Below are 23,294 nucleotides of genomic sequence, written 5' to 3'. Positions count from 1 at the left end.
CTAAACTGCTGCCCTAGCCCAAAAAGTTTCTTAAAATAGATCGCAAAGCTATTTCCACGACTCCATCGATGAACTCAGAATCAGCCCCATCCACGAACGCAGAGGCACTCCCACCCCAGGTTAAACGGGTGATAGAGATCTTGCAACAAGATTTACCCACCTTATTTGAACAAGATATTAACACCGATATTTATACTGCCGATATCCTCTTTCAAGACCCCATCAGTGAATTTAAGGGCAAACTTAATTACCGGATCATCTTTTGGACACTGCGCTTTCACGGTCAATTATTTTTCACCGAACTCTACTTTGATGTCCATCAGATGCAATTTTTGCCCCCCCAAACCCTGCGTGTAGACTGGACAGTGCGCGGCAAACTGCGCGTCCCCTGGAGAGCGGAAATTAACTTTGATGGCCATTCCACCTATACCCTCAATGACCAAGGACTCATCGATCGCCATGTAGATACCTGGGATCGTAAACCCATAGAGATTTTAAAGCAATTTCTGCCGCGATCGACCAGCCCTCAAGTAAAATAGCCGAACAAGAACCATTCCCTATTCCCTATTCCCCATTCCCTATTCCCCATCGATGAGGAGGAACCCCGGTGACACTCGGTCAATTACTTGGATTTTTTAGTTTAGTGGCATCACTTTATATCCTCTGGACAATACGGGGTATTTTGTTACTCTTATTTACAGCAATTGTACTTGCTACAGCCCTCAACCGAGGGGTACGTCTGGTGCAAAAATTCGGTCTCAGTCGAGGATTATCTGTTTTAGTCACTATCAGTGTTACCTTTCTCTGTTTTCTCCTCTTCTATTGGATTATTGTTCCGCCGTTCATTGAACAATTCCAAATTCTAATTAATCTGATTCCCACCGGAATTGAACAACTGCGGATTCTACTCTACCAATGGCGAGCAAATACTCCCCCTTGGTTGCCAGAACCTCCTGATTTGTCCAGTGGTTTTCAACAAATTCAACCCTTCCTAACCCAAGTATTTGGTAACTTCTACTCTTTCTTTTCTAACTCCGTTATTGCCGTTGGTCAATTCCTGCTGGTGATTGTCTTAACCTTAATGTTTTTAGGCGATCCTCTCTCCTATCGTCGAGCATTAGTGCGCCTTTTTCCCTCCTTTTATCGACGGCGAGCCGATAGTATTTTATCAGAATGTGAAATTGCCTTAGATAATTGGTTTGGTGGCATTATTCTTAACTCCCTATTCATTGGTACACTCAGTTTTATTGGATTATCCATTATTGGTGTGCGCCTGGTGTTAGCCCATGCTCTGCTGGCTGGGCTGCTCAATTTTATCCCCAATATTGGCCCGACCTTAAGTGTTGTTTTACCCATGACCGTTGCCCTTTTAGACACGGGTGGATTTCTCAAGGCTGGTGCAGTTCTGATTTTATATGTGGTAGTCCAGCAAGTGGAAAGCTATTGGTTAACCCCTACGGTAATGGCTAAACAAGTTTCTCTGTTACCCGCAGCGACTCTACTGGCTCAAATTACTTGTTTACAGCTTTTTGGGATTATTGGTCTGTTTTTAGCTCTTCCTTTAGCTGTCATTGCCCAGGTGTGGATTAAACGACTGCTGATTGAAGACATTCTTGACCAATGGGTATTGGAAAATCCTAATTCACATTTAGCCACCATTCTGCAAGGATCGGCAGAAGATATAGAAGATAATGAGCAACAGGCATTACCAGGTTCTGAAGATCGAGAACGGTTATCTTCAGAACCTGATTCATCTGAAAATCGAGGGGAAGGGACTCAGGACAATTAGAATAATTTAAATAAATTAAACCCGCTCCCTCGATGAAAGTCCCTTTGTTTGTGTTGATGGTCTTTTGGTGATTAAAACTCAAGAACCCTTGCCTCCAGTGGATTGGGTATCGTTGATTCGAGAAGAAAGAATAAATGATTTGATGGGTAATGCAAGTTTTGTTTGATACCAATATTTACGATGCATTGATTGCTGAAGCCGCCCTTAAAGCTAATGTCGATATGCTGCTCACTCTTAATCCAAAGCATTTTATATCAAGTTCGCTTATTCATGTCCGCGAAGCGGAAATACCCTAATTAAAAATCCAGGGAGCAAGATGCTCCCACTCCAGTCATATCAAAGAATTCGAGGAGTGCGGGCATCTTGCCCGCTTCTTAACAAATTTTCATGTCCGCTTGCGGAAACCGGACTTGATATTACGCGATTAGGAGAAGCGATCGCGAATTTAGTACAAGATCCTTCTGCCTGATTGAGAAATCCGGGTTCCTCCGCGTCTCTTGGCGATCGCACGTCTTAACTCACCGGAGTCGTTTGGTCTTTTTGCCAAAGAAAATCAAGGTATTCCTCTAGTTGTTGTTGTCGCTGTTCTGACAGATTGCGAAATTTACTTAAAATCGCTTCTTCTCTCAAATAGTCACTCAAGAGTATAATCTGTGAAGCCCTTACTTCAATGGTGATTTCCGGAACATCAAACCCTTCTAAACTATACCCATCTTCTTGGGACTCTGGCATGGGATAATATTCAACAATGGTGGCAGTATCGCCTTGTTTTAGCTGATATTGGGGCAAGTCTTCAGTGAGGGCAACTTGGGAAAATAAAGGATGTTGAGTTTTCATTAATTTTCTCCTTTGTCGGGGACTAGGGTTACAAATCGGGTTCCATTATTATTGGTCATCCATATGGTTAAGGTTTTGAGTTCAATGCCATTCTGACCTCGCAATGTTGCCCGAATCATATATTTTTGACCATAGGGGGTAGTTTCGATGGGTTCAGCAGGTTGAGTAAGGACTTGGGTTCTTAAATCTTGTTCGAGTTGTTGCCAGTTCTCTAATGTATATCCTGCCTGGGCTAGGAATTTAGATTTATCATCTTTAGGAAGTTGGACGAGTAAATATTGGGTGAGTTTTGATGGGTTAATAATAGAGTCTTCTGGTAAGAAAACCATATTTTATTCTCGTTGGTTTTGATTATCGTGCATTACCAGGCTTGTAGACGCAAGGATTCAGGGGTTATCTCTTTATTTTCCCACAGGCCAGCCAGCTCAAAAAAGGCTTGCTCTTTGTCCAAGCTAGGATCGGGGCTGGTGTTTTCAGGCAGTTGGTGCGATCGCCCTTCCAAGCGTTCAATGAATTCAATCACTTGATGCTGTTGTTCGGGGGGAAATGCTCGGATTTTGGCGATCGCCATTTCTAGGGTAAGCATCATCAGAGCCTGTGATAGAGAAAGGTAGAGACCCAGAAACCGAGTTTCTTGTGTCTCTTCTCGTTGCTGTCTGGAAATGGGGCAGAAAAAGACTTAAAATAAGTTAAACAGATTAAATCGATAGCCCACGCCTAAGACAATTCCCACTTCAGTTTTGCCGTCAACAAATCCTGTGTTCACTCGCATGGTTCCCATGAAATCTCTGGAAAGGGGCACATCAACACCGCCAACAATTAAGCCATGAAACCGCCATTCGTCTTGAGTGGTGACTAAGGTTCCTCCGCCTAAAAAGGGCATGGCAACGACTTCTTGAGTCTGACCGTTTCTGATGGGAAATTCACCGGTTAGGGCGAACATACTTGCGGTTTGTTTGCCGAAAGATGTGGCGTTGTGCAAGGTCAAATATTCGCTCAATGCTCCTTTGCTCACTAAAGAGAAACCGCCACTGCCTAAGGCGGTTTCTCCATCGGTTAAGCCGATGGTTCCCCCAATGCCAAAGTAACTGCCTACGGGGGGTCTGGGATCGGATTGGCGGGTTTCTTGGGCGGTGCGTGATTCTGGTTCTGGGGACTCGGTTTGGGGTGCAGGAGAGAGGGGAACTGGGGGAGGGGGTTGGAGTTGTTTGTTGGTAGCACTGGCTGGGGGTGGCTCTGAGGTGGGAGCGCTGACGGTGATATAGTTTCCATACATGACTTGGGGGGGTTGAGCGTGGGCCAATTTTCGGGGAGAATTGCCCGTAGTGAGTCCCCCCCAGAATGCTAGTAATGCGATCGCTCTACACCCTAATTTACAACCGATATGGTTCATGATTTCCCCCTTGGGTTGATGGCAATAATGCTTGGTTATTATAACCCAAGGGGGAGGACAACTGTTAGACTAGAGATCATGTTTGTATGGGATTGATGGCGATCGGTGAAAAGTTACCCTATTGTAGAAACGTTTCATTCTATCCAAGGAGAAGGCTATTGGATGGGACGGAATGCGTTTTTTATTCGCCTTGCAGGGTGTGATGTGGGATGTTGGTTTTGTGATACGAAAGAGTCTTGGCCAATGGATAAGCATCCCCAATATTCAGTTGAGCAATTGGCTCAAGAGGTTTTAGCAGTGAATCCGAGTATGGTGGTGATTACGGGGGGGGAGCCATTAATGCATGATTTACATGAATTGACGGAGGGCTTAAGGGCTTTATGTGGTCTACCGTTGCATCTAGAAACTTCGGGAGCGTATCCGTTGTCGGGGACGTTTGATTGGGTGACGTTTTCGCCGAAGCGGTTTAAGTCTCCGGATTTGAGTATTGGGGATTATGTGAATGAATTGAAGGTGGTGATTACTGGTGCTGAGGATCTAGAGTGGGCACAGAAATATGCCCAATGGGTTGATGATCGGGTGGTTAAGTTTTTGCAACCGGAATGGAATAGTCCAGAGACGATTGATATAACGGTTAAGTTTATTTTGCATCACCCAGAATGGCGGATGAGTTTACAAAGCCATAAGTTTTTGGGTTGCCCTTGAAGATGTTTGTTTCTTTGACTGCTTATGAACTCTCCTTTTGAACCCGATCGCCCCCAAATCGAGCAAATCGATCGCTGGAAGCGTAAAATTGAAGTGGCGAACCAGCATAATGTGTTTTCCCACTGTCATCAGTGTGGCTATGAGTGGGTGGGGTCTTCGGAAGATCAGCCCTGTCCCCAATGTGGGAGCGATCGCCTTGAGCGCATCTTGTGTTGGCAGTTTCCCGATGGCTGAAAGGAAGCGGCTCACTCGCGATTAAAATGGCACAGGATTAGTTGCATTCAAAAGGACAAACATTCCGCGAATACAGACAATCATAATTAGGTTACTCAAAGCCAAAATACTGATTAACCGTAAACTGCTGGCCATAAACTTTAATCCTTTCTCCAATTCTGCCTGGTAATGTTGGCCAATCTGCTGCCATGCAAAGTCGAGTTCTCCCGTCTCTTCTCCTGTGCGGAGAAAGTCGATCGCCAGGGGAGGAAATATGCCTTGCAAGGTATCACTTAAGGTTTGCCCTCGCCGCATGTGCCGGGTAATGCGGGCTAACTCTTTTTTGATGCCCACATGAGGGGTCTGTTGCTGCACCCATTCTAGGGCGGTGAGGATGGGCATTCCACAGCTTAAGGGTAGGCGCAATTGGGATAAATACCAGAGGGTATAGGCTTCGATAAAGGGACGCACCAGGGGCAGATAACGGCCTATTTTGACCAGGGTGGGGCCGAAATATTGAGGTAGAGAAAAGGCGAGTATCCATAGGAAAAGAGCGATCGCCGCACTCTGAAGCCAAAACATGGGATGCAGTAAGGCGGCCATATTGGCATTCAAAATGCCTGCCAGCAGGGTTAACAGACTCCACAGCGCCAACAAGGTACTACTACGAATGGATTGAGAATAGGTCTTCCATTTCCCTTGAGTTTGGGTGATTTCGGCTAAAATCAGGCAAGTTTCCACTAAAGTTCCCTGGGTTTCGGCTAACCGGATCGCGGAGATCGTCCAAGGATCAAAGTAGGTTTGCCGTTTGCCCTCAGCAGCAGTACGAACCGTGAGCGCAGAAGCGAGATCCTGACCATTGCGTAGGGCGCGACTGGCTCCTTGAAGATAACATTGGAAATGGCGATCGCTCTCCCGTCCCGCCAAGGTTAACCCTTGTCTGAGGGTAATTCCGGACTGGAGCAACTCCGCTAAATTCGTAAAGAATAAGACTTTTTCCTGGGTCTTCAATGCCCGACTCCTAAAGCATCAAGGTTACCCACAGGACTAACGGCAGCGTCACTAAAGACATCACCGTAGACACCACCACTGTCCGAGCTGCCCATGACGCATCCCCCCCAAATTGAGTCACCAACACCACCGTATTCACAGCCGTTGGCATTGCACTTTGCAAGATTAAAACTTGCACATCCAGCACCTCTAGTCCTAAACTTCGACCCACACTATACGCAATCCCTGGGGCCACTAGCAAACGAATGATTGCCGTGATACCCTCATAGAGTCCTATTTTAAAGGCAGTGGTGCTTAATTGAATGCCGAGGACAATTAGGGCGATCGGGATTGCAGCACTGCCTAAGAGATCTAACCCATCATCGAGTCGTAAGGGAAGATCAATCGAAAAAACCCGCAAAACCAACCCAGCCACCATCGCCCAAATGAGCGGTAACCTGATAATCAGGCGCAGACTATCTCGTAATCCTCCCCCTTGCAACAAGGCCGGGCCCGTGGAAAAAATAATTAAACTCGACACAATCAGGCATACAATCGCCCGATCTAAACCCGCTTCTCCCAACGCAAAGGTCGCAAACGGCAGGCCCATATTGCCCGTATTAGCAAACATAGAAGTGGCGATAAAACTTTTTTGCACTCCAGATTTCAGGTTCAGTAAGGCGCTAACTCCCAGAGACACCCCATAGACTAAGAGCGAAGTTATCAGATATCCCATAATCAAACCCAGAGTCGTGTCGGTGGATAACTGGGCTTGATAGAGACTACTCGAAATTAAAGCCGGAGTCAGAATATAGACCGCCAATTGAGAAAGGGTCGAACGTTCCAGAGTCAAAGTGCGACCGGCAATAATACCAATGGAAATGATAAAAGTAACGGGGACTAAGGCAGATAAAATAACATTCATTACAAAAAGGCAGGAGGACAAACACCAAGAGGTTTAGGGGATCTCGTTATACTCTCTGTAGCTGCCATTCACTCACCAGGAAGGAGAAAATCATGACTCAGAGTGCCATCAATAACAATGACATCAACCATCAAACCCAGGAAACCCTGAAACAGCAAATCCGCCCCATTGTAGAGCATTTCCTGAAAACAGCATCTCCCATCTATAGCAAACCTAAATGAGTGATGTAATGGCTGCCCCTCATCCCCCAGTAGCCGAAGGGAGCGAAGTCGAAGGGAGAAGGGGAGCAGAAGTCCCTCTCCCTTGGGAGAGGGATATAGGGAGAGGGCATTTCCAGTTGCACAACTGATTTCGACTAGCTATATGGGAATTTGAGACGCAAAGGGACACCCATCCAATTCCCTGATATTTTGATTGCAGCAACTTTCATAGAGCAGAACTTAACCCTCGCCTCAGAATTCTAAAATTAAAATTGTCTACAATTGCCTAAAGCCCTCTGAACCATGAACTCTAATTTGGATATTATCAACGCCCACCTTCCTGGATATGAAGACAAACAGAATATAATCATCCGAGATGGCCAAATTCAAGCCATCTTACCCACCCAAGGCCAACAAACTGGAGATCGGCCCATCCTAGATGTTCAAGGGGACTGGATATCCTTGGCAGGAATCGACCTACAAATTAATGGCGCATTGGGATTAGCTTTTCCCGAAATCACCCGCGCAGATCGGGAAAAGCTCACTCAAATTTGTCAATTTCTCTGGCAACAAGGCGTTAGTTCTTTCTTGCCTACCTTAGTGACCACATCCCTTGAAAATATTCACAGATCCTTAAAAATATTCACGGAATTTTCACCGCCCCAAAATAGTGCTAAACCCTTGGGTATCCATTTAGAAGGGCCATGCTTAAACCCAGAAAAACGGGGCGCTCATCCATCAGAATATCTGCTTCCCTTAACCCTAGACAAGATGAAACAGGTCTTGGGAGACTATGCAGCAGTGGTCAAAGTCATCACCCTTGCCCCAGAACTCGATCCTACGGGGGAGGTAATTCCCTATTTAACTTCCTTGGGAATTACAGTCAGTCTCGGTCATTCCCAAGCGACTTGCGAGCAAGCCAAATTTGCCTTTGCACAAGGCGCAACTATGGTGACTCACGCCTTTAATGCTATGCCCGGTTTACACCATCGAGACCCTGGTTTATTGGGCGCTGCTTTGGTGAATCCCCAGGTGTATTGTGGGTTGATTGCAGATGGGATTCATGTGTGTCCGACGATGATTGATCTTGTATTGCGGGCGAATTCTAAGAATATGTTTCTGGTTAGTGATGCTCTTTCGCCTTTAGGCTTACCCGATGGCATTTATCCCTGGGATAATCGACAAATTGAAGTGAGACAGGGAACGGCACGATTGCTCAATGGGACTTTATCTGGCACGACTTTACCCTTGTTTTCTGGGGTGGAAAATTTAGTCCGTTGGGGGATTTGTGAGTTGGGAGAAGCGATTGGTTTAGCCACAGAAATTCCTAGAAAAGCTTTGCAAATACCTGGACTTTCTGCCGATCAACCTGCGGATTTAGTGCGTTGGTCTTGGGATGAGGAAGAACAGCGATTGAGTTGGGAGCGGTTATTTCAATCATGATACAGGGCTGTCCGCGATCGCGGCCCTGTTTATATCGAAGGAAGTCTGCTCTCCGTGGGGTGGGGCAAGTGAAAAACTGCCATCGATCTACCCTATAGCAGCAGGGACTAACTTTATTGAGTTAGTAAACTTACTATTATATCACTTTTATCAGGAGTATAGGCTTACACTCTTCAATTTTGTCATATTTATTTATCAAAACGTGAATTTTTGTATCAATTTTCTCAAAAATGCATAAAATTGCCCATAAAAAACTGACTAATTTATAGCACCCTCTGAAATTTCTCTCTATGACATGACCTCAAGCGAGAACCTAGATCGCCTAGATCGACAACTGCGGCAACTTGTACTCAGGGCCCAAGAGTGTGAACGGGGAACCCCCGATTATCACCAGGCCCTGAATCAACTCATCCGCTTACTATTCAATTGTGGTGAGCTTTACCGTCCCCATCCTAATGACCTGCCGGCTGATTATCGACAGGCCCATGCAGAAATTTATGGTGAAGCTCAACAAAATTTAATGCTATACCTGTGTGAACATATCGATGAGTATCAACCCGAACGCGCAAAAGTTTTAGCTTGGGTGAACTTCTTGCTCAAACAGCGCTTTTGGTTTAGCGCTATTCAAGAATTTCGCCGCTCTCATCCCTATGGATCGCAGTTTTCTCAATGGACGTTAGATGATTTGGAGGAAAATGAACCTGACCCTCATGAGGATGAAAAAAAATTATCTACCACAGAACTGATCGTTAAACGATTAGAGGAAAATCCAGAACATGAGTTTAGCAAAATTCATGTTAAACGTTATCCAAAGGCGAATCTGAGGATTTTGATTTTAAGGCGGCTCTATGGTCAGTCTTGGCAAGATATTTCTGCGTCCCTCGGTGTTAGCGTTCCTACCTTGTCGAGTTTCTATCGGCGCAAAATCATTCAATGCAAACAGCAGTTACAGGATTTAGCGACTTAATCATTTTTTTCTTGGAGTTTATTGTTATGGCTATCCCTTCTTCATTTTTCGATTCTATCGATTGTATCTGTCCTAAAGTTCCTCTAGGCTTTAGCGACCATCAACAAGCTGAACAGTTTTTGCAGGCCCAAAAGAGTCCTCAAAAGCGCAAGCAAGTTTATTTAAACACCCTGTCGGTGTTAGCGGTTAAATTTCATTTGAAATCCTTGGCTTTTGCAGTGCAGACGCAAGGGTGCGAGAGCTTTGATCCGGTGCTTCAGGCTTGCTTGGATGTGGCGGATTTAGAGTTACCGAATCGAGGTAAGCTTGAATGTCGTCCGGTTCTACCGGGTGAGGATTTTATGAGGGTTCCTCCTGAAGTGTTTGAGGATCGTGTTGCTTATGTTGCGGTGAGGTTTAATCGGGAATTGACGGAGGCGGAAATTCTCGGATTTGTGGAGCGAGTGGAAGCAGAGCGGATTCCTTTGAGTGACTTACGATCGCCGACAGAACTGCTTGACATTTTGCACCCTGTACCCTCTGCTGCGATTCATCTCAGTGATTGGCTCGCCAATCGGATTGCCGAAGGTTGGAACACTCTAGATGAGATCTTGGGAGTCGAGCAGCAGCAACTGGTGCTGAATTTTCGCTCAAAAAATAATAACCAGGCGATTAAACGCGGTAAGCTGTTTCAACACCAAAACAATCAGTTTACCCTGCTGATGGGTGTTCAACCCCTGAATCAACAGATGCAGATTTCCGTGGAGCTGTATCCGACGGGAGAACAAACCTATCTTCCCTATGACCTGAAGGTGAATATCTTGAATGATACCGGTCGTTCCATTATGGAAGCGATCGCCACTCAGACCAAGAACATTCAAATGGAATTTAAGGGAGAAACCGGAGAACCCTTTAGCGTGCAAATTTCCTTGGGTGAGATGTGCATGATTGAATCTTTTGTGATTTAATGAACATACCCTCATCATCCCTAATCTAGAATCCGCCATGAAAAAATTCGTCGGACTCAAGCTCGAAGGTGACTTGGCTGTATCCGGATGCCGAGTCACCTTAGAAATGGGTCAGGAAGGGGAACCCCGTCAGATCGAACGGGTGGGGCGGTTACCCCAATGTCCTGACCTATGTTTGGCTCTGCAACAGTGGCAAGAGAGTTATGACCAATTAGATGGAAATTCGCGGCTCGAACCGGGTAAAATTGTTTACGATGGCTCCATTAGCGATCGCCGCGAACAGTGTCGTCAGGCAGCAGAGAACCTGAGCCAGCACTTCCAAACTTGGCTCAGATCGCCCTCGTTTCAAGACCTCGATCGCCGGTTGCGGGAAGAATTACACCGAGACGATGAAATTCGGTTTCTGATCCGCACAGAAATTCCGGAATTGCAACAACTGCCCTGGCATTTGTGGGACTTAATTGACCGCTATCAGCAGGCAGAAGTAGCCTTAAGTCAAGTCTGCTTTGAACCCTGTCAACAACCCGACTCCTCCCCAGAGCAGATGAGGGTGCTGGCGATTTTGGGAAACAGTGACGGGATTAATGTGGAGGGCGATCGCCAAATCCTGGAAAGCTTGCCCTACGCACAGGTCACCTTTCTCGTAGAACCCCAACGAGAGCAAATTACCGATCGACTCTGGAGTGGCCCTTGGGATATTATCTTTTTTGCCGGTCATAGTAAAACAGAAGGGGATACGGGACGGATTTATATTAATTCCCAAGATTCTCTGACCCTGACCGAACTCTGGTATGGTTTGCGTCAAGCCACGCAACAGGGTCTACAAGTGGCCATTTTTAACTCCTGCGATGGCTTAGGACTAGCACGGGAACTCAAAGACTTAGCCATTCCCCACGCGATCGTCATGCGGGAAAAAGTCCCCGATCGCATTGCCCAAGAATTCCTCAAATCTTTCCTGCGTAGCTTTTCTGGTGGTCAATCCTTCCATCTATCGGTGCGTCAAGCACGGGAAAAACTACAAGCTTGGGAAGATCAATTTCCCTGTGCCACCTGGTTACCGATCGTCACCCAACATCCTACAGCCGCTCCTCCCAGTTGGCCGCAACCTCAAGAGCTAACGCCCGTTTTTAGCCCAGTTTCAGCACCTAGGACAAGGGTTTCTCGGCGATCGAAAATTAAGAAGCTGGTTCTGACGATTCTAGGACTCAGTGTAACTTTGCCCGTGTATGGAACCCTGGCTCCAGAGCTATCTAACCGCGTTGATCAACAGGGTGGTTCCCACTATGAGGAAGGAAGAATTACCCAAGCTTTGTTTTTTAATAGTTTAGCCATTGCGATCGCCCCCTGGACTGCCCAACCCTACTATAATCGCGGCTGGGTCTGTAAACAGAAACGAGAATTAGAGACCATCTGTCTGTTCTGGTACGAAAAAGCCGCCAATAAAGGACATCCCGATGCTCAAGCAGAAGCCGCCTATCTCAACATTCGTCTGGGGAATCTCGATCAAGCCATCTACCGAAGTAATCAGTGTATCGAACGTCCAGATTATCCGGGTATAGAAATAGCCTGTTGGAAAAATCGGGGATGGGCAAGAATGGTACAAGGACGCTGGATCGAAGCCAAAGAGGACTTAGAAAAAGCAGTTTCTCTATCTATCAGTGAAGATCTGACCGCCCCCCATGCAGCTTGTTTACTCGCTCAGGTTTGGGAACAAGAAGGCAAGCCAGAAAAAGCTCTAGACTATTGGCGCAAAACCAGAGAAGATCTTGAAAAAGATGCCACAGAAAAACTGACTCAACGCTCCAAAGAACAAGATGATTGTTTAGGTGAAGCCATAGCCATTCTTGAATATAGCGCTTTCCGCTTCGCGGACATGAACGCGCTAGGGAATAGGGAATAGGGAATAGGGAATAGGGAATAGGGAATAGGGAATAGCTAGTCTAAATGAGTTGTGCAACGGGAAATGCCCTCTTCCTCAATCCCTCTCCCACTCCGAGAGGGACTTTTTCCCCCTTCTCCCTTCGACTTCGCTCCCTTCGGCTACGCTCAGGGCAAGCAGGGCAGCGCCCGTGGGAGAAGGGGGTAGGGGGATGAGGGGAAGCCATTACACAACTCATTTAGGTTTGCTATAGACCAGAATCTTAAGTATTCTGAAGTTTATCGATCAATTCAGCTTTGATTTGCTCTGCTTTATCATTATCAATTTGGCAAGTCCCAGCATTGGCATGGCCTCCTCCTCCGTATTGCAGCATCAATTCGCCAATATTGACAGTCGAAGTCTTATTGAGGATTGATTTACCGACAGCAAAGACTGTATTTTGCTGTTTCAATCCCCACATAATATGCATGGAAATATTACAGTCAGGATTCTGGGCATAAATCATAAACCGATTTCCGGCATAAATCGTTTCTTCTTTACGCAGATCAATGACCACTAAATGATTATAGGTCTGGGAACAGCGCTGGAGTTGCTGCTTAAATTGTTCTTGCTGTTCTTGATAGAGGTTAACTCGCTCTTGCACATCAGGAAGGGCTAAAATTTCGTCAATACTGTGGGCCTTACAATAATCAATTAATTCCATCATCAATTGATAGTTAGAGATTCTAAATTCCCTAAATCGGCCTAATCCAGTTCGGGCATCCATGATAAAGTTGAGGAGTACCCAATCAGTCGGATTGAGAATTTCTTCGGCTGAAAATTGGGCAGAGTCCGCTTTATCTACAGCACTCATCATCTCTTCGGAAATCTGGGGGAATTTACCTTTTCCGCCATAATAGTTGTAGACGACTCTGGCAGCAGAGGGGGCATCAGGATCGATAATATAGTTATCGGGTTTAGAGTCGATGCGTAGGGTTTCACTCAAGTGGTGATCGAAGACTAAGTGCGCCCCTGGAACATAGGGTAAATTGGTAGTAATGTCGCGATCGCTAATTTCGATTTTGCCATCCTGCATATCTTTAGGGTGGACAAACTTAATCTCATCAATCAAATTCAGCTCTTTGAGGAGAACCCCACAAACCAACCCATCAAAATCACTGCGTGTGACTAACCGGTATTGTGAATCAACCATTACCAACCTCTTATTCAATGACAAACTGCAATCAGCCAGGACTCTGGGATAACTATCGAGTATAGTATAGTCAATGGCTGTACGCTCAACCAAACGAGAAACCCATGAGACTCTGGATTAGCTGTTTTGTCCTTGTATTAGTGTTAGCTCAAATCTTTCAACAGCTCAAAGCGCTATCAGTTCCCCTTCCTGTGTTTTTGGTTGCGGGGGGACTGTTGGCAGTTGCCTCGAATTTTGAGCAAGTACGCCAATGGACTCAAAAATCCATCCGCAAACCAGAGACAACCCCGGCTGAACCCCCGGACGTGATTGATGCGATCGATGTTACAAGCTATGAAGTCATGGATGACCCATCCTCCAACCCGATGTAGGGGCGAACGGCTGTTTGCCCCTACAGGAATTGAGATTGTGTATAAGGTCTATTAATTAATTGAATTGACCCCATTACACCCTAATCAACTCTCTCAAGTTGCCATAGGATTTGATTCCCCTCTCGCCGAACCCTGGAAACCACCCAGTTTCGCCAAACCCAGTGATCGCCGCGACTGGTAACCGCACTCGCATTGACATCCATTAAATCTGCCAACTCTGAGCTAGTAATTAAATAAGCATGACTGGCAATTTCGTCAGCAATGCGTAAGGTTTCGATCAGGTTTCGCAGTTGTCCAACCCGTACATCACGGGGTAAATTCTCCGCATTGTCGGAGGAAAGGGGATTAGAAGAAGCACTTACATCTGTCATGCCACTGTTTAAAGCAACATCCGTGGATTGTAGCGCGTTCTGTCCGTTTAGGGGGGAAACACTCGATCCCTTTTGAGTTTCTAAAGCTTGTTTTAGGTCAGGAGAGCGCCCACTGGCGAAGGCTTTGGCGATCGCATCACAGCGTTCATTATCGCGATCGCCCGTATGGGCAGGCACATATTGCCAAGTTACCATCTTAGAATTCAATTGGTCTAAACTTTCCCACAAATCCTGATTTTGTACCGGCTTTCCCTGAGAGGTTTTCCAGCCCTTATTTTTCCAGCCTCGAATCCATTGGGTAATCCCCTTACGCACATAGTCACTATCCGTAAACACCGTTACCGCTTCTGTTTGCCCCGAAGCCACCACCAACCTTAACCCGGCGATCGCTCCCTGTAACTCCATGCGGTTATTCGTTGTTTCCCCCTCCGATCCTCCCATCTCATAAACGGAGCCATCTGTAAAATTGACCACTACAGCCCATCCCCCTGGGCCAGGATTTCCTAAACATGCTCCATCAGTGTAGACGCTTTTAACCTTACGTTCAGATTCCATTAACTGCACAAACATTTCAATTTAAACCTAAACCTTATACTATAACCCCTATTTCTTCTAATCTTAAGCCTTCTCTATGGTAAAATGTTCCCATATGCCTGACTTGATCAACCTATGCCTTCCGATCCTCCGCGCTCCAAACCTGGGCGCAAATCCTCCCTCAGTCCAGAAAAATATGCTCGCCTCAAAGCAGAAGCTAAAGCACCCTATCGGGGATTACGTCAATTTATTTACGCTACCTTTGCCACCTCCGGTTTAATCGGAGCCTTTATTTTCTTGGCTAAACTCGCTTCCGGAGATCAGATAACCACCAATTTAGGCAACTTAGCCGTACAGCTTGGTGTAATTGCCCTTATGGTGTTGCTTTTTCGCCTAGAAAACCGCCAATAGATCATCGCCTGAAAAATTTTTAACGCTACCAGTGGATGCCAGACCCAACCGGTCATAGATTCAGACCTGAAAACAATTTTCTTAATATAGCTCGTTGTGTATGAGTTACTCTTGGCGTTCAGTGTAACAAACTGAAACAAAAGTCAACCATTGTCCTGGGATTCGACTTAGAATAGTTAAAGACAGTATCATCGGGAGGTTAAAAACATGAAGTTCCTCCCTGGACTGATGGAGTTGAGGCAAAAAGATTAATTTCCCTACAATAATCTATGACTAATGCAGACCCATATAATTCTTCGGAGAATCCTTTTCAACCTTTATCTGATTTAATTGCCAGTCATGAAGAGTGGTTAATGAATCAAATCTTGTACTATGCCAAGCAACAGGGATATGCAGTTTATACCTCAACATTAGCAGAAGCTTGGCGCGTTTCAATTTGTGGGTTATCCACGCCTTTAATGGAGGCGATCGCCGAAAATCGTGGAATTCAAGAATTAACGCCCCATCCCCCCAAAACTCTGGATATCGGGACTGAGTTTGGCATTCTTGAGGCGCAACGCCATCGCAGTCGGGGAATTACCATCGAACTCTTTTTGGGATTATTTAAGTATTATCGACAAGCCTATCTCGATTTACTTGAACTAGGACAATTTACTCCGGAAAAATGTCAGCAATATCGATTATTTATCCATCGATTTTTTGACCGAATTGAGCTAGGGTTTTGTGGAGAATGGGTGAGTCAAAATACCAATCAAGCTATCCGAGAATTACAAGCAGAAAATCGCAATTTGGCAAATATCAAGAATAAATACTTAACTTTATTTGAAAGCCTCGGCGATTCAGTGTTCCTACTTAACAAGAAAAATGAAATTGTTAACTTAAATGCATCTGCTGCTCGGACTTTTACAGAAATGACGGTTCCGGGTTCCCTCTATTATAGTCCAGAACCGATTGAACTCGAACTGCCTTGGCTCAATCAACAGGTACTCAATTTTATCAACTCCGAGGAATCAGAACAGCGCTATGAAGCTCAACTCTGGACTCAGACCGGTCAACGCTGGTTTGAAGTCAAATTTAAGCGCATGTTAGATGTCAGTGGCAAATTTACCGGCACAATTGCCGTGTATACTGATATTAGCGATCGCTATCAAGCCGATCAAGACCTGCGTCAAAGCGAACAGCGACTCAAAAATATCATTACCACCCATATTCATGGCTTAGTGATCTTAAACCAAAACAGTCAAATTGTTTTTGCCAATCCTGTAGCCGAGAATTTATTAAACCAGAAAAAAGAAGATTTAATTGGCACTTACTTTGCTGTAGATACCTCTGGAAAAACCACAGAAATTGTCTTAGAAAAATGGGGACAAGTCCCCGTGATCTTGCAAGTGAGAGCCGTAGAAATTCCTTGGGAAAAAGAAATGGCCCATCTAGTCTCCCTGATTGATATTACCAGCCTCAAACAAGCCCAGGAAAAATTACAAATTCTCTATCAAGCTTCTGAACAAAGTCCTGCGTCTATTGTCATTACCGATGCTCAGGGAAATATCGAATATGTCAATCCTAAATTTGAAAAAGTGACGGGTTATAGTGCCGAAGAAGTTAAAGGAAAAAATCCCCGAATTTTGAAATCCGGTCATACCGGCGATCAAGAATATAAAACCATGTGGGAGACGATCGCATCCGGGAAAGAATGGTATGGAGAATTTAAGAATAAACGTAAGAATGGCCATATCTTTTGGGAATATGCTTCGATTTCCCCCATCAGAAATCTAGAAGGAGAAATCACCCATTTTGTTGCCGTTAAAGAAGATATTACCCAACGCAAGCAAAATGAGGCGCTCTTAGAATATCAAGCTAATTATGATACCTTAACAGCCTTACCCAATCGGATCTTAGCTCGCGATCGCCTCCAGCAGGCTATTACCCAAGCCGAGGAGAAAAAAAATCAGGTCGCGATTTTGCTATTGGATCTCGATCACTTTAAGCAAATCAATGAAAGTTTAGGCCATGAACTCGGTGATGAACTGCTACAAGAAGTAGCCCAAAGATTACTCCTGTGTATCCAAAAAAGCGATACCTTAGCCCGATTAGGCGGTGATGAATTCTTGATTCTTCTGCCTCATCTTCAATCCCTCTACGATCCAGAAAATATTGCCCATAATATTCTACAAGTTTTTAAAACTCCTTTTCATATCCAAAGAGAAGAAATTTTCATTTCGGTCAGTATTGGCATTGCCCTATATCCGGAAGATGGATTCGATGCAGTAATGCTGATGAAAAATGCTGATTCTGCCATGTATAAAGCTAAAAATGAAGGGCGCAATACCTTTAAGTTTTTTACCTCTCAAATTAATCAGCAAGTTCAGACTCGAAATTTAGTCGAAAAACACCTGCGTCATGCCATTTCCCACAATGAACTGTATATGGTCTATCAACCCTTTATTGACCTCAAATCAGGATCTGTTGTAGGCGCAGAAGCGTTAATGCGATGGTCTAATTCAGAACTCGGTCAAGTTAGGCCCGATCGATTTATTCCCATTGCTGAAGAAACGGGATTAATTGTAGAATTGGGAGCCTGGGCCCTAGATCGAGCTTGTGCAGAAGCGGCTCAATGGAAAAATTTACATGATTCTCCCCTCTGGGTTGCCGTTAATTTATCTCCCCGTGAATTTCGAGAATCGAATTTTATCAAGGAGATTTTGGCAACTGTTCAACGCTATCAGATTAGCACCCAGTGTTTAGAACTGGAAATTACCGAACGGCTGTTGATGGAAGATATTCCCAATGCGAAAGAATTAATCCAAGCATTACACGATCGCCAGATTCGGTTAGCCATTGATGATTTTGGCACTGGATACTCTTCTCTCAGCACTCTCAAGCGCTATCCCTTCCAAGTCTTAAAGATTGACCGCTCTTTTATTTCCGAAATTCCTGAAGATCCAGAAGCCGTCTCCCTAGTAAAAACAATTGTGGGAATGGCTCAGTCCCTGGGCTTAAAATCGATCGCCGAAGGAATCGAAACCGCCGAGCAGCAAGCATTTTTGCAAAGCCTAGGCTGTGACTACGGTCAAGGCTATTATTTCAGCAAACCCTTAACCGCGCAAGCCTTTCGAGACTATCTCAGGGGATAATGAACAATGAACAATGAACAATTGCTGAACGATTACCCCTGTGTCCGTTTCCGGTTGGCTAAAAAGCGAGCAGCGAGAACACCTCCAATGAGTCCAAAGAGGTGACCTTCCCAGGAAATGCCGGGTTGTCCGGGAAGTACCCCCCAGATGAGACCGCCATAAATGAAACCGACAACTAGGGAAAGGGCGATCGAGCCTAAATTGCGCTCAAACAAGCCTCGAAAGAGTAAAAACCCCAAATAACCAAAAATTAAACTACTCGCGCCAATATGAAAGGCTGGGGCCCCAAATAGCCATACGCCACCCCCCGCTACTAACATGGTAATGGCGGTGACCCAAAAGAAATCTGTGGTTTCTTGCACCATCACCAACCATCCCAAAATCAGAAATGGGCCGGTATTGGCGATTAAATGGGCAAGATTACCATGCAAGAACGGAGACCAGAGGATGCCGCGCAAACCGATAATATGGCGGGGAAGAATGCCATATTGATCCAGTTGTCCTTGATAAACGATTAGATCTACAATTTCGACCACCCAGAAGGTGATCACAAACCCAGCCAAGATTAGGATCTGGGTTTTTAGCTCATTAACGATCGCCTTTCCTTCCTGACTACTCATCTTTCGTGACTCAGAGGATATCTTCTCCAGGTTAGCAATTTCTCAGGGTCTACTGGCGGAAATAAGCTTTAAAAATAGCTTGAGCCACCGGTAGAGCGGTCGCTCCACCGTAACCGCCATTTTCTACCACAACGGCGATCGCCACTTGGGGGTCACTCACCGGCCCATATCCCACATACACCGCATGGGATTTTTGTCCCAAAACTTCCGAAGTTCCCGTTTTTCCGGCTGTCAGGGGAATCGTGCCATCATTCATTCCTCGTCCCGTCCCCTTTTGCACCACCGCCACCAAACCCTCGCGAATGGCTGCTACGGTGTCAGGAGATAAGCCTGTGGGTTCCGGTTGCATCTTTTCGGTATCGGTTTGGGACGCTAATAAATGGGGTTTAACCCGCATTCCCCCATTGGCAATACTGCTCACCATCACCGCCAACTCCAAGGGAGAAGCCAAAACCAACCCCTGACCAATGGACATACTCACCGTATCGCCACTATACCAAGGCTCACCATAGAGTTCTTGCTTTTGTTCAGGAGTCGGAACCGAACCATTGCGTCCTCCGTTTAAACCCAGTAAACTTAAATCTGTAGTTGGGCCAATACCCATATTTTGGGCCCATTCGGCGATCGCCTCCACTCCCGCTTCCATCCCCATCTGATAGAAAAACGTATTACTGCTGTAAGCCAGAGCATCCCGAAAACCAATCACCCCATAACCGCCACTATGTTCGTGGAACTGAATGCCCCCCACAGTAATATAGGCCGAAGTCATCAGAGTAGAATGGGGGCTAAACTTGCCCGACTCCATCCCTGCTGCTGCGGTGACGATCTTAAACGTACTCCCTGGGGGATAACCCTGAAGAGCGCGATTTAAAAACGGTTCATCTTCCCCTTGTAGCTCTTCCCACTCCTGACTGGTGACGCGACGGGTGAAAATTTGTGGGTTAAACGTCGGCCCGCTTGCCATCGCTAGGACTCCCCCCGTTTTCACATCCAGCGCAACCACCCCACCGCGACGATTTCCTAACGCTTGCTCGGCCGCTTTTTGTAACTCTAAATCTAGGGTGAGCTGCACCGAGTCCCCAGAGCGAGGCTCATCTAAGCCTAATTCTTGCAACTCTTCCCCTTTGGCATTCACCTCTACTAACCGGCCTCCCCATTCTCCCTTGAGCTGCTCATTGGCTAACCGTTCTATGCCCATTTGTCCGACAATCATGCCCATGGGATAATCGGGATGAGCTTCGAGTTCCTCGCGGGTGGCTTCTCCCACATAACCGATGACATGGCTGGCTAGGGTTCCATAGGGATAGAGACGATTAGATTCAGAGCGAATTTCGACTCCCAACAAGTTTAATTCAGACAGAGCGGTAAATTTCTCTAAGCTCAAATTGCGGTAAATGCGAATCGGTAAGCGCGACTGATAGTCATCGGCTTCGAGTTTTTCGATAATTTCCTGTTCGGGGATATCGAGGACAGTGGCCAAGTTTTGCGCTTGGATTTGCCATTGTTGGGGCGATCGCTCCTTGGGCCAAAGGTACACCGATCGCGAGAGACGGTTAGAGACTAGAATGTTGCCGTGGCGATCGAAAATATTGCCCCGGTCTGAAGGCACAGGAACTTGGCGAATGCGATTACTTTCCGCTCGTTCTCGATTTTCTGTTCCGTGAATAATTTGTAATTCTACTAATTGGTAAGTATATCCTATGAAAATGGTAGTAAAAATCAGAATAAACGTTAAGGTTTGAGGTAACCGTTTACGAGCAATTTTTGCGGGTGTGCTTTCGGCAAACCAGGAAGAGATGGAAGTCATATAAGTTCCCTGTTGCTGTTTCTTCGAGTTATTGGCTTGTTTTCGACTGCACCCTAGACTCATCCGGATTAATTACGGTTTCGGAAAAAATAAATGTCTTTTTCTATACTATACAATCAATAGACCTAGAAAATCTTTATGATTAGATCAACTTTCCTTCCGGTAAGTCATGCTAGAATCGCGTTCAATTCTTTTACTATTTAAACCTAAAGAGGTCAATAATGCCACGAACTTGGATAGATTCGTTGAAAATTGGCATTCCCTTACTCGATCTTCAACATCAACAGTTGCTCGATGAAATGGATCGGTTGCTAGAAGGATTGAAGACGAAAAAATCTGACCGGGAAATCAAAAGTATCTTAAAAATGTTGGATGGTTATGTTGCGGTTCATTTTCGCTATGAAGAAGGATGCATGAATAATCATCAGTGTCCGGTGGCTTGTGATAATCAAAAGGCTCATCAGAATTTTGTGCAGATGTTGACGCAAATCAAAGGAGAAATTGACACTCATCAAAATCTCGATATAGTTGCCAATAAAGTACAGAAAAATTTACTCGATTGGTTTGTTAATCATATTCGTAGAATTGATAAACAATTGGAACCTTTGGTCAAGCAAAATAAGCGCATGGTTAGTTAGTTGGGGAAATAGTGAGGATGGGGAGATGACATCAAGTTCGCTTATTCATGTCCGCGAAGCGGAAATACCCTAATTAAAAATCCAGGGAGCAAGATGCTCCCACTCCAGTCATATCAAAGAATTCGAGGAGTGCGGGCATCTTGCCCGCTTCTTAACAAATTTTCATGTCCGCTTGCGGAAACCGGACTTGATATGACTTATTTACTCATTACTCAACAATCGCCTGTTCAATCTGGTCTGGAGCGGTGGGGAGTTGCACCGTTAACACCTCGGAACCCTGGTCTGTGACCAGTACATCGTCCTCGATGCGAATGCCCCGTACATCGCTAAATTGGCTGAGTTTTTCCCAGTTGACGACCCTATCATATTGGGCGCGAAATTGGGGATTGTTTAAGATGGCGGGAACTTGATAAAATCCGGGTTCAATGGTGACCACCATGCCCGATTTTAGAGGACGATTTAAGCGCAAAAACTGCAAGCCAAAGCGATCGCTCCTGTTGCGTCCTGGAGCATAACCAGCTAAATCCCCCAAATCTTCCATATCATGGACATCTAAGCCCAGTAAATGACCGATGCCATGGGGGAAAAACAGGGCATGGGCATCCTGTTCTACTAGGCTTTCCGGATTGCCGGTTAAAATGCCTAAATCAACCAAACCTTCTGCCATCGCCAAAGCGCCCTCTAGATGGATTTCCTCGTATTCTCGACCGGGTTTAACTTGGGCAATACAGCGATCGTGAGCGGCTAAAACCACCTCATAAACCGCCCGTTGCGTCGGCGAAAACCGGCCATTCACCGGCCAAGTGCGAGTAATATCAGAAGCCCATCCTCCCAGGGTTTCCGCTCCGGCATCCACCAGCAATAAATCGCCAGACTTCAAGGCATGGGGGGAGCGGTCATGATGTAGAATTTCCCCATGAACGGTGACAATACTCGTGTAAGCTGGGGTCATTTCATGGGCAATAAATACCCCTTCAATGAGCGATCGCACCTGAGCCTCCGTTTTCGCCTGAGCCGTCCCCCGCATCCCCGCTAAATGCGCCTCTACACTCACCTGCACCGCTTGCCGAATTTCCGATAACGCCCCTTCATCCTGGCACAAACGCAACTCAACCACCGCCCTCGCCAACTCTAGATCTTCCCCCTCCAAAGGAGACAGAGAACGGCCTAAAATCTGCTCTTGTTGCTGGCGAGTTGCCCAATCCTGCACCGGTAGCGTCGCTGCATCCTTCGCCCTCTGAGCCAAAGCAGACCAGGGATAATGAGCATCCGCGCCGATTTGTTCTGCCCATTGAGCGCCCGTCGGTTCCGGGCCATGCCACAAGACCGAACCAGGGGCAGGATCGTCCATAAATAATTCTAGCTTGCCCTGGTAGAGACGAATGGCAGCACGGGGAATGGAGAGACCGGCAAAATAGAGAAAATGACTATTGGCGCGAAACGGATAAATATTAGCCGGAAAATTGCGGGGACTCGGCGCACCCGACCACAAGATCACCGGAAAATCGATGTGTTGAGAGAGATTAGAGCAGCGCGATCGCACCAGATTAGCCAAAATCATAATCTTTCAAGTAGACAAGGGACAAGGGACAATAGACAATGGGCAATGGAAAATTAAAGACCAACTATAACATTTTCCTATTTATCCAACGGTTACGCCCTCATCCCCCTGCCCCCTTCTCCCACAGGCGCTGTCCTGAGCGAAGTCGAAGGGAGAAGGAGGTGAAAGTCCCTCTCCCGTGGGAGAGGGATAGAGGGAGAGGGCAAGCTCTCGGTTGCCCCTCATCCCCCTGCCCCCTTCTCCCGCAGGAGAAGGAGGTGAAAGTCCCTCTCCCGTGGGAGAGGGATAGAGGGAGAGGGCAAGCTCTCGGTTGCCCCTCATCCCCCTGCCCCCTTCTCCCATAGGAGAAGGGGGTGAAAGTCCCTCT

The 23,294-nt window shown here is 46.1% G+C and carries 24 protein-coding genes and 1 pseudogene; 13 read left to right on the top strand and 12 right to left on the bottom strand.

The features are described 5' to 3' along the window. The first annotated feature begins 68 nt into the window (after positions 1-68). Positions 69-539: a C6orf136 family protein gene (locus tag PMG25_RS23055; RefSeq protein WP_283769251.1), complete on the top strand. Its 471-nt coding sequence runs from the start codon at positions 69-71 to the stop codon at positions 537-539. A gap of 68 nt (positions 540-607) precedes the next feature. Next, on the top strand, positions 608-1,789 hold the full coding sequence (locus PMG25_RS23050) for an AI-2E family transporter (RefSeq protein WP_283769250.1): 1,182 nt from the start codon (positions 608-610) through the stop codon (positions 1,787-1,789). A 513-nt stretch (positions 1,790-2,302) separates the two neighbouring features. On the opposite strand, the gene PMG25_RS23045 is transcribed toward PMG25_RS23050, so the two are convergent. From PMG25_RS23045 to PMG25_RS23030, 4 genes are all read right to left on the bottom strand, one after another. Continuing rightward, on the bottom strand, positions 2,303-2,626 hold the full coding sequence (locus PMG25_RS23045; protein ID WP_283769249.1) for a DUF4926 domain-containing protein: 324 nt from the start codon (positions 2,624-2,626) through the stop codon (positions 2,303-2,305). Next, the gene (locus PMG25_RS23040) at positions 2,626-2,955 is read right to left on the bottom strand and encodes a DUF6883 domain-containing protein (protein ID WP_283769248.1); all 330 of its coding nucleotides are present in this window, start codon (positions 2,953-2,955) and stop codon (positions 2,626-2,628) included. The genes PMG25_RS23045 and PMG25_RS23040 overlap by 1 nt, the downstream gene beginning before the upstream one ends. A gap of 32 nt (positions 2,956-2,987) precedes the next feature. Then, on the bottom strand, positions 2,988-3,212 hold the full coding sequence (locus tag PMG25_RS23035) for a hypothetical protein (protein ID WP_283769247.1): 225 nt from the start codon (positions 3,210-3,212) through the stop codon (positions 2,988-2,990). Between the two features lie 93 nt (positions 3,213-3,305). Then, entirely contained in the window at positions 3,306-4,019 is a 714-nt protein-coding gene (locus tag PMG25_RS23030) for a hypothetical protein (protein WP_283769246.1), read from the bottom strand. A gap of 105 nt (positions 4,020-4,124) precedes the next feature. Here PMG25_RS23030 and PMG25_RS23025 point away from each other — a divergent pair, with 105 nt between their 5' ends. Together PMG25_RS23025 and PMG25_RS23020 are read left to right on the top strand one after the other, a co-directional pair. After that, the gene (locus tag PMG25_RS23025) at positions 4,125-4,724 is read left to right on the top strand and encodes a 7-carboxy-7-deazaguanine synthase QueE (RefSeq protein ID WP_283769245.1); all 600 of its coding nucleotides are present in this window, start codon (positions 4,125-4,127) and stop codon (positions 4,722-4,724) included. A gap of 24 nt (positions 4,725-4,748) precedes the next feature. Further along, the gene (locus PMG25_RS23020; RefSeq protein WP_283769244.1) at positions 4,749-4,958 is read left to right on the top strand and encodes a hypothetical protein; all 210 of its coding nucleotides are present in this window, start codon (positions 4,749-4,751) and stop codon (positions 4,956-4,958) included. Between the two features lie 21 nt (positions 4,959-4,979). Here the strand turns inward: PMG25_RS23020 and PMG25_RS23015 are convergent, their stop codons facing one another. Both PMG25_RS23015 and PMG25_RS23010 read right to left on the bottom strand, forming a co-directional pair. After that, the gene (locus tag PMG25_RS23015) at positions 4,980-5,948 is read right to left on the bottom strand and encodes a type II secretion system F family protein (RefSeq protein ID WP_283769243.1); all 969 of its coding nucleotides are present in this window, start codon (positions 5,946-5,948) and stop codon (positions 4,980-4,982) included. A gap of 10 nt (positions 5,949-5,958) precedes the next feature. Further along, positions 5,959-6,852: an AEC family transporter gene (locus PMG25_RS23010; RefSeq protein WP_283769242.1), complete on the bottom strand. Its 894-nt coding sequence runs from the start codon at positions 6,850-6,852 to the stop codon at positions 5,959-5,961. A gap of 92 nt (positions 6,853-6,944) precedes the next feature. Between PMG25_RS23010 and PMG25_RS23005 the strand changes: the two genes are divergently transcribed. The 5 genes from PMG25_RS23005 (at position 6,945) to PMG25_RS22985 (ending at position 12,309) form a co-directional block, all read left to right on the top strand. Continuing rightward, on the top strand, positions 6,945-7,073 hold the full coding sequence (locus PMG25_RS23005) for a hypothetical protein (RefSeq protein ID WP_283769241.1): 129 nt from the start codon (positions 6,945-6,947) through the stop codon (positions 7,071-7,073). A 282-nt stretch (positions 7,074-7,355) separates the two neighbouring features. After that, positions 7,356-8,495, top strand: coding sequence for an N-acetylglucosamine-6-phosphate deacetylase (gene nagA / locus PMG25_RS23000; protein WP_283769240.1), 1,140 nt, complete (start codon positions 7,356-7,358; stop codon positions 8,493-8,495). 295 nt (positions 8,496-8,790) lie between these two features. Beyond that, positions 8,791-9,462 (top strand): sigma-70 RNA polymerase sigma factor region 4 domain-containing protein, encoded by a 672-nt coding sequence (locus PMG25_RS22995; RefSeq protein WP_283769239.1) that lies wholly within the window; start codon positions 8,791-8,793, stop codon positions 9,460-9,462. A gap of 26 nt (positions 9,463-9,488) precedes the next feature. Continuing rightward, on the top strand, positions 9,489-10,409 hold the full coding sequence (locus tag PMG25_RS22990; RefSeq protein WP_283769238.1) for a DUF1822 family protein: 921 nt from the start codon (positions 9,489-9,491) through the stop codon (positions 10,407-10,409). Between the two features lie 37 nt (positions 10,410-10,446). Then, on the top strand, positions 10,447-12,309 hold the full coding sequence (locus PMG25_RS22985; protein WP_283769237.1) for a CHAT domain-containing tetratricopeptide repeat protein: 1,863 nt from the start codon (positions 10,447-10,449) through the stop codon (positions 12,307-12,309). Between the two features lie 241 nt (positions 12,310-12,550). Here PMG25_RS22985 and PMG25_RS22980 read toward each other — a convergent pair whose 3' ends face one another. Then, complete coding sequence (locus tag PMG25_RS22980; RefSeq protein ID WP_283769236.1) at positions 12,551-13,480, bottom strand: DHH family phosphoesterase; 930 nt, start codon at positions 13,478-13,480, stop codon at positions 12,551-12,553. Between the two features lie 104 nt (positions 13,481-13,584). Here PMG25_RS22980 and PMG25_RS22975 point away from each other — a divergent pair, with 104 nt between their 5' ends. Next, complete coding sequence (locus PMG25_RS22975; protein ID WP_283769235.1) at positions 13,585-13,851, top strand: hypothetical protein; 267 nt, start codon at positions 13,585-13,587, stop codon at positions 13,849-13,851. Between the two features lie 80 nt (positions 13,852-13,931). On the opposite strand, the gene rnhA is transcribed toward PMG25_RS22975, so the two are convergent. Next, on the bottom strand, positions 13,932-14,792 hold the full coding sequence (rnhA, locus tag PMG25_RS22970) for a ribonuclease HI (RefSeq protein WP_283769234.1): 861 nt from the start codon (positions 14,790-14,792) through the stop codon (positions 13,932-13,934). A gap of 99 nt (positions 14,793-14,891) precedes the next feature. Between rnhA and PMG25_RS22965 the strand changes: the two genes are divergently transcribed. Further along, positions 14,892-15,167: a DUF3493 domain-containing protein gene (locus PMG25_RS22965; RefSeq protein ID WP_283769233.1), complete on the top strand. Its 276-nt coding sequence runs from the start codon at positions 14,892-14,894 to the stop codon at positions 15,165-15,167. A gap of 269 nt (positions 15,168-15,436) precedes the next feature. After that, positions 15,437-18,301, top strand: a complete 2,865-nt coding sequence (locus tag PMG25_RS22960) for a sensor domain-containing protein (protein ID WP_283769232.1) — start codon at positions 15,437-15,439, stop codon at positions 18,299-18,301. A 32-nt stretch (positions 18,302-18,333) separates the two neighbouring features. Here PMG25_RS22960 and PMG25_RS22955 read toward each other — a convergent pair whose 3' ends face one another. Beyond that, positions 18,334-18,921, bottom strand: coding sequence for a rhomboid family intramembrane serine protease (locus PMG25_RS22955; RefSeq protein WP_283755384.1), 588 nt, complete (start codon positions 18,919-18,921; stop codon positions 18,334-18,336). Positions 18,922-18,970: 49 nt separating this feature from the next. Next, positions 18,971-20,728: a penicillin-binding protein 2 gene (gene mrdA, locus PMG25_RS22950; protein WP_283769231.1), complete on the bottom strand. Its 1,758-nt coding sequence runs from the start codon at positions 20,726-20,728 to the stop codon at positions 18,971-18,973. Positions 20,729-20,949: 221 nt separating this feature from the next. Here mrdA and PMG25_RS22945 point away from each other — a divergent pair, with 221 nt between their 5' ends. Further along, positions 20,950-21,366 carry a bacteriohemerythrin gene (locus tag PMG25_RS22945; protein ID WP_283769230.1) on the top strand — a complete coding sequence of 139 codons (417 nt, stop codon included), beginning with the start codon at positions 20,950-20,952 and terminating at the stop codon, positions 21,364-21,366. Between the two features lie 208 nt (positions 21,367-21,574). On the opposite strand, the gene PMG25_RS22940 is transcribed toward PMG25_RS22945, so the two are convergent. Further along, entirely contained in the window at positions 21,575-22,927 is a 1,353-nt protein-coding gene (locus PMG25_RS22940) for an aminopeptidase P family protein (protein WP_283769229.1), read from the bottom strand. Positions 22,928-23,008: 81 nt separating this feature from the next. Then, a pseudogene (locus PMG25_RS22935) lies at positions 23,009-23,294 on the bottom strand (hypothetical protein); the annotation flags it as partial.

The organism is Roseofilum capinflatum BLCC-M114 (genome assembly GCF_030068505.1).
Classification (GTDB): domain Bacteria; phylum Cyanobacteriota; class Cyanobacteriia; order Cyanobacteriales; family Desertifilaceae; genus Roseofilum; species Roseofilum capinflatum.
Note: the sequence above shows the minus strand (reverse complement) of the source record. Positions and strands in the feature narration are given on the sequence as shown.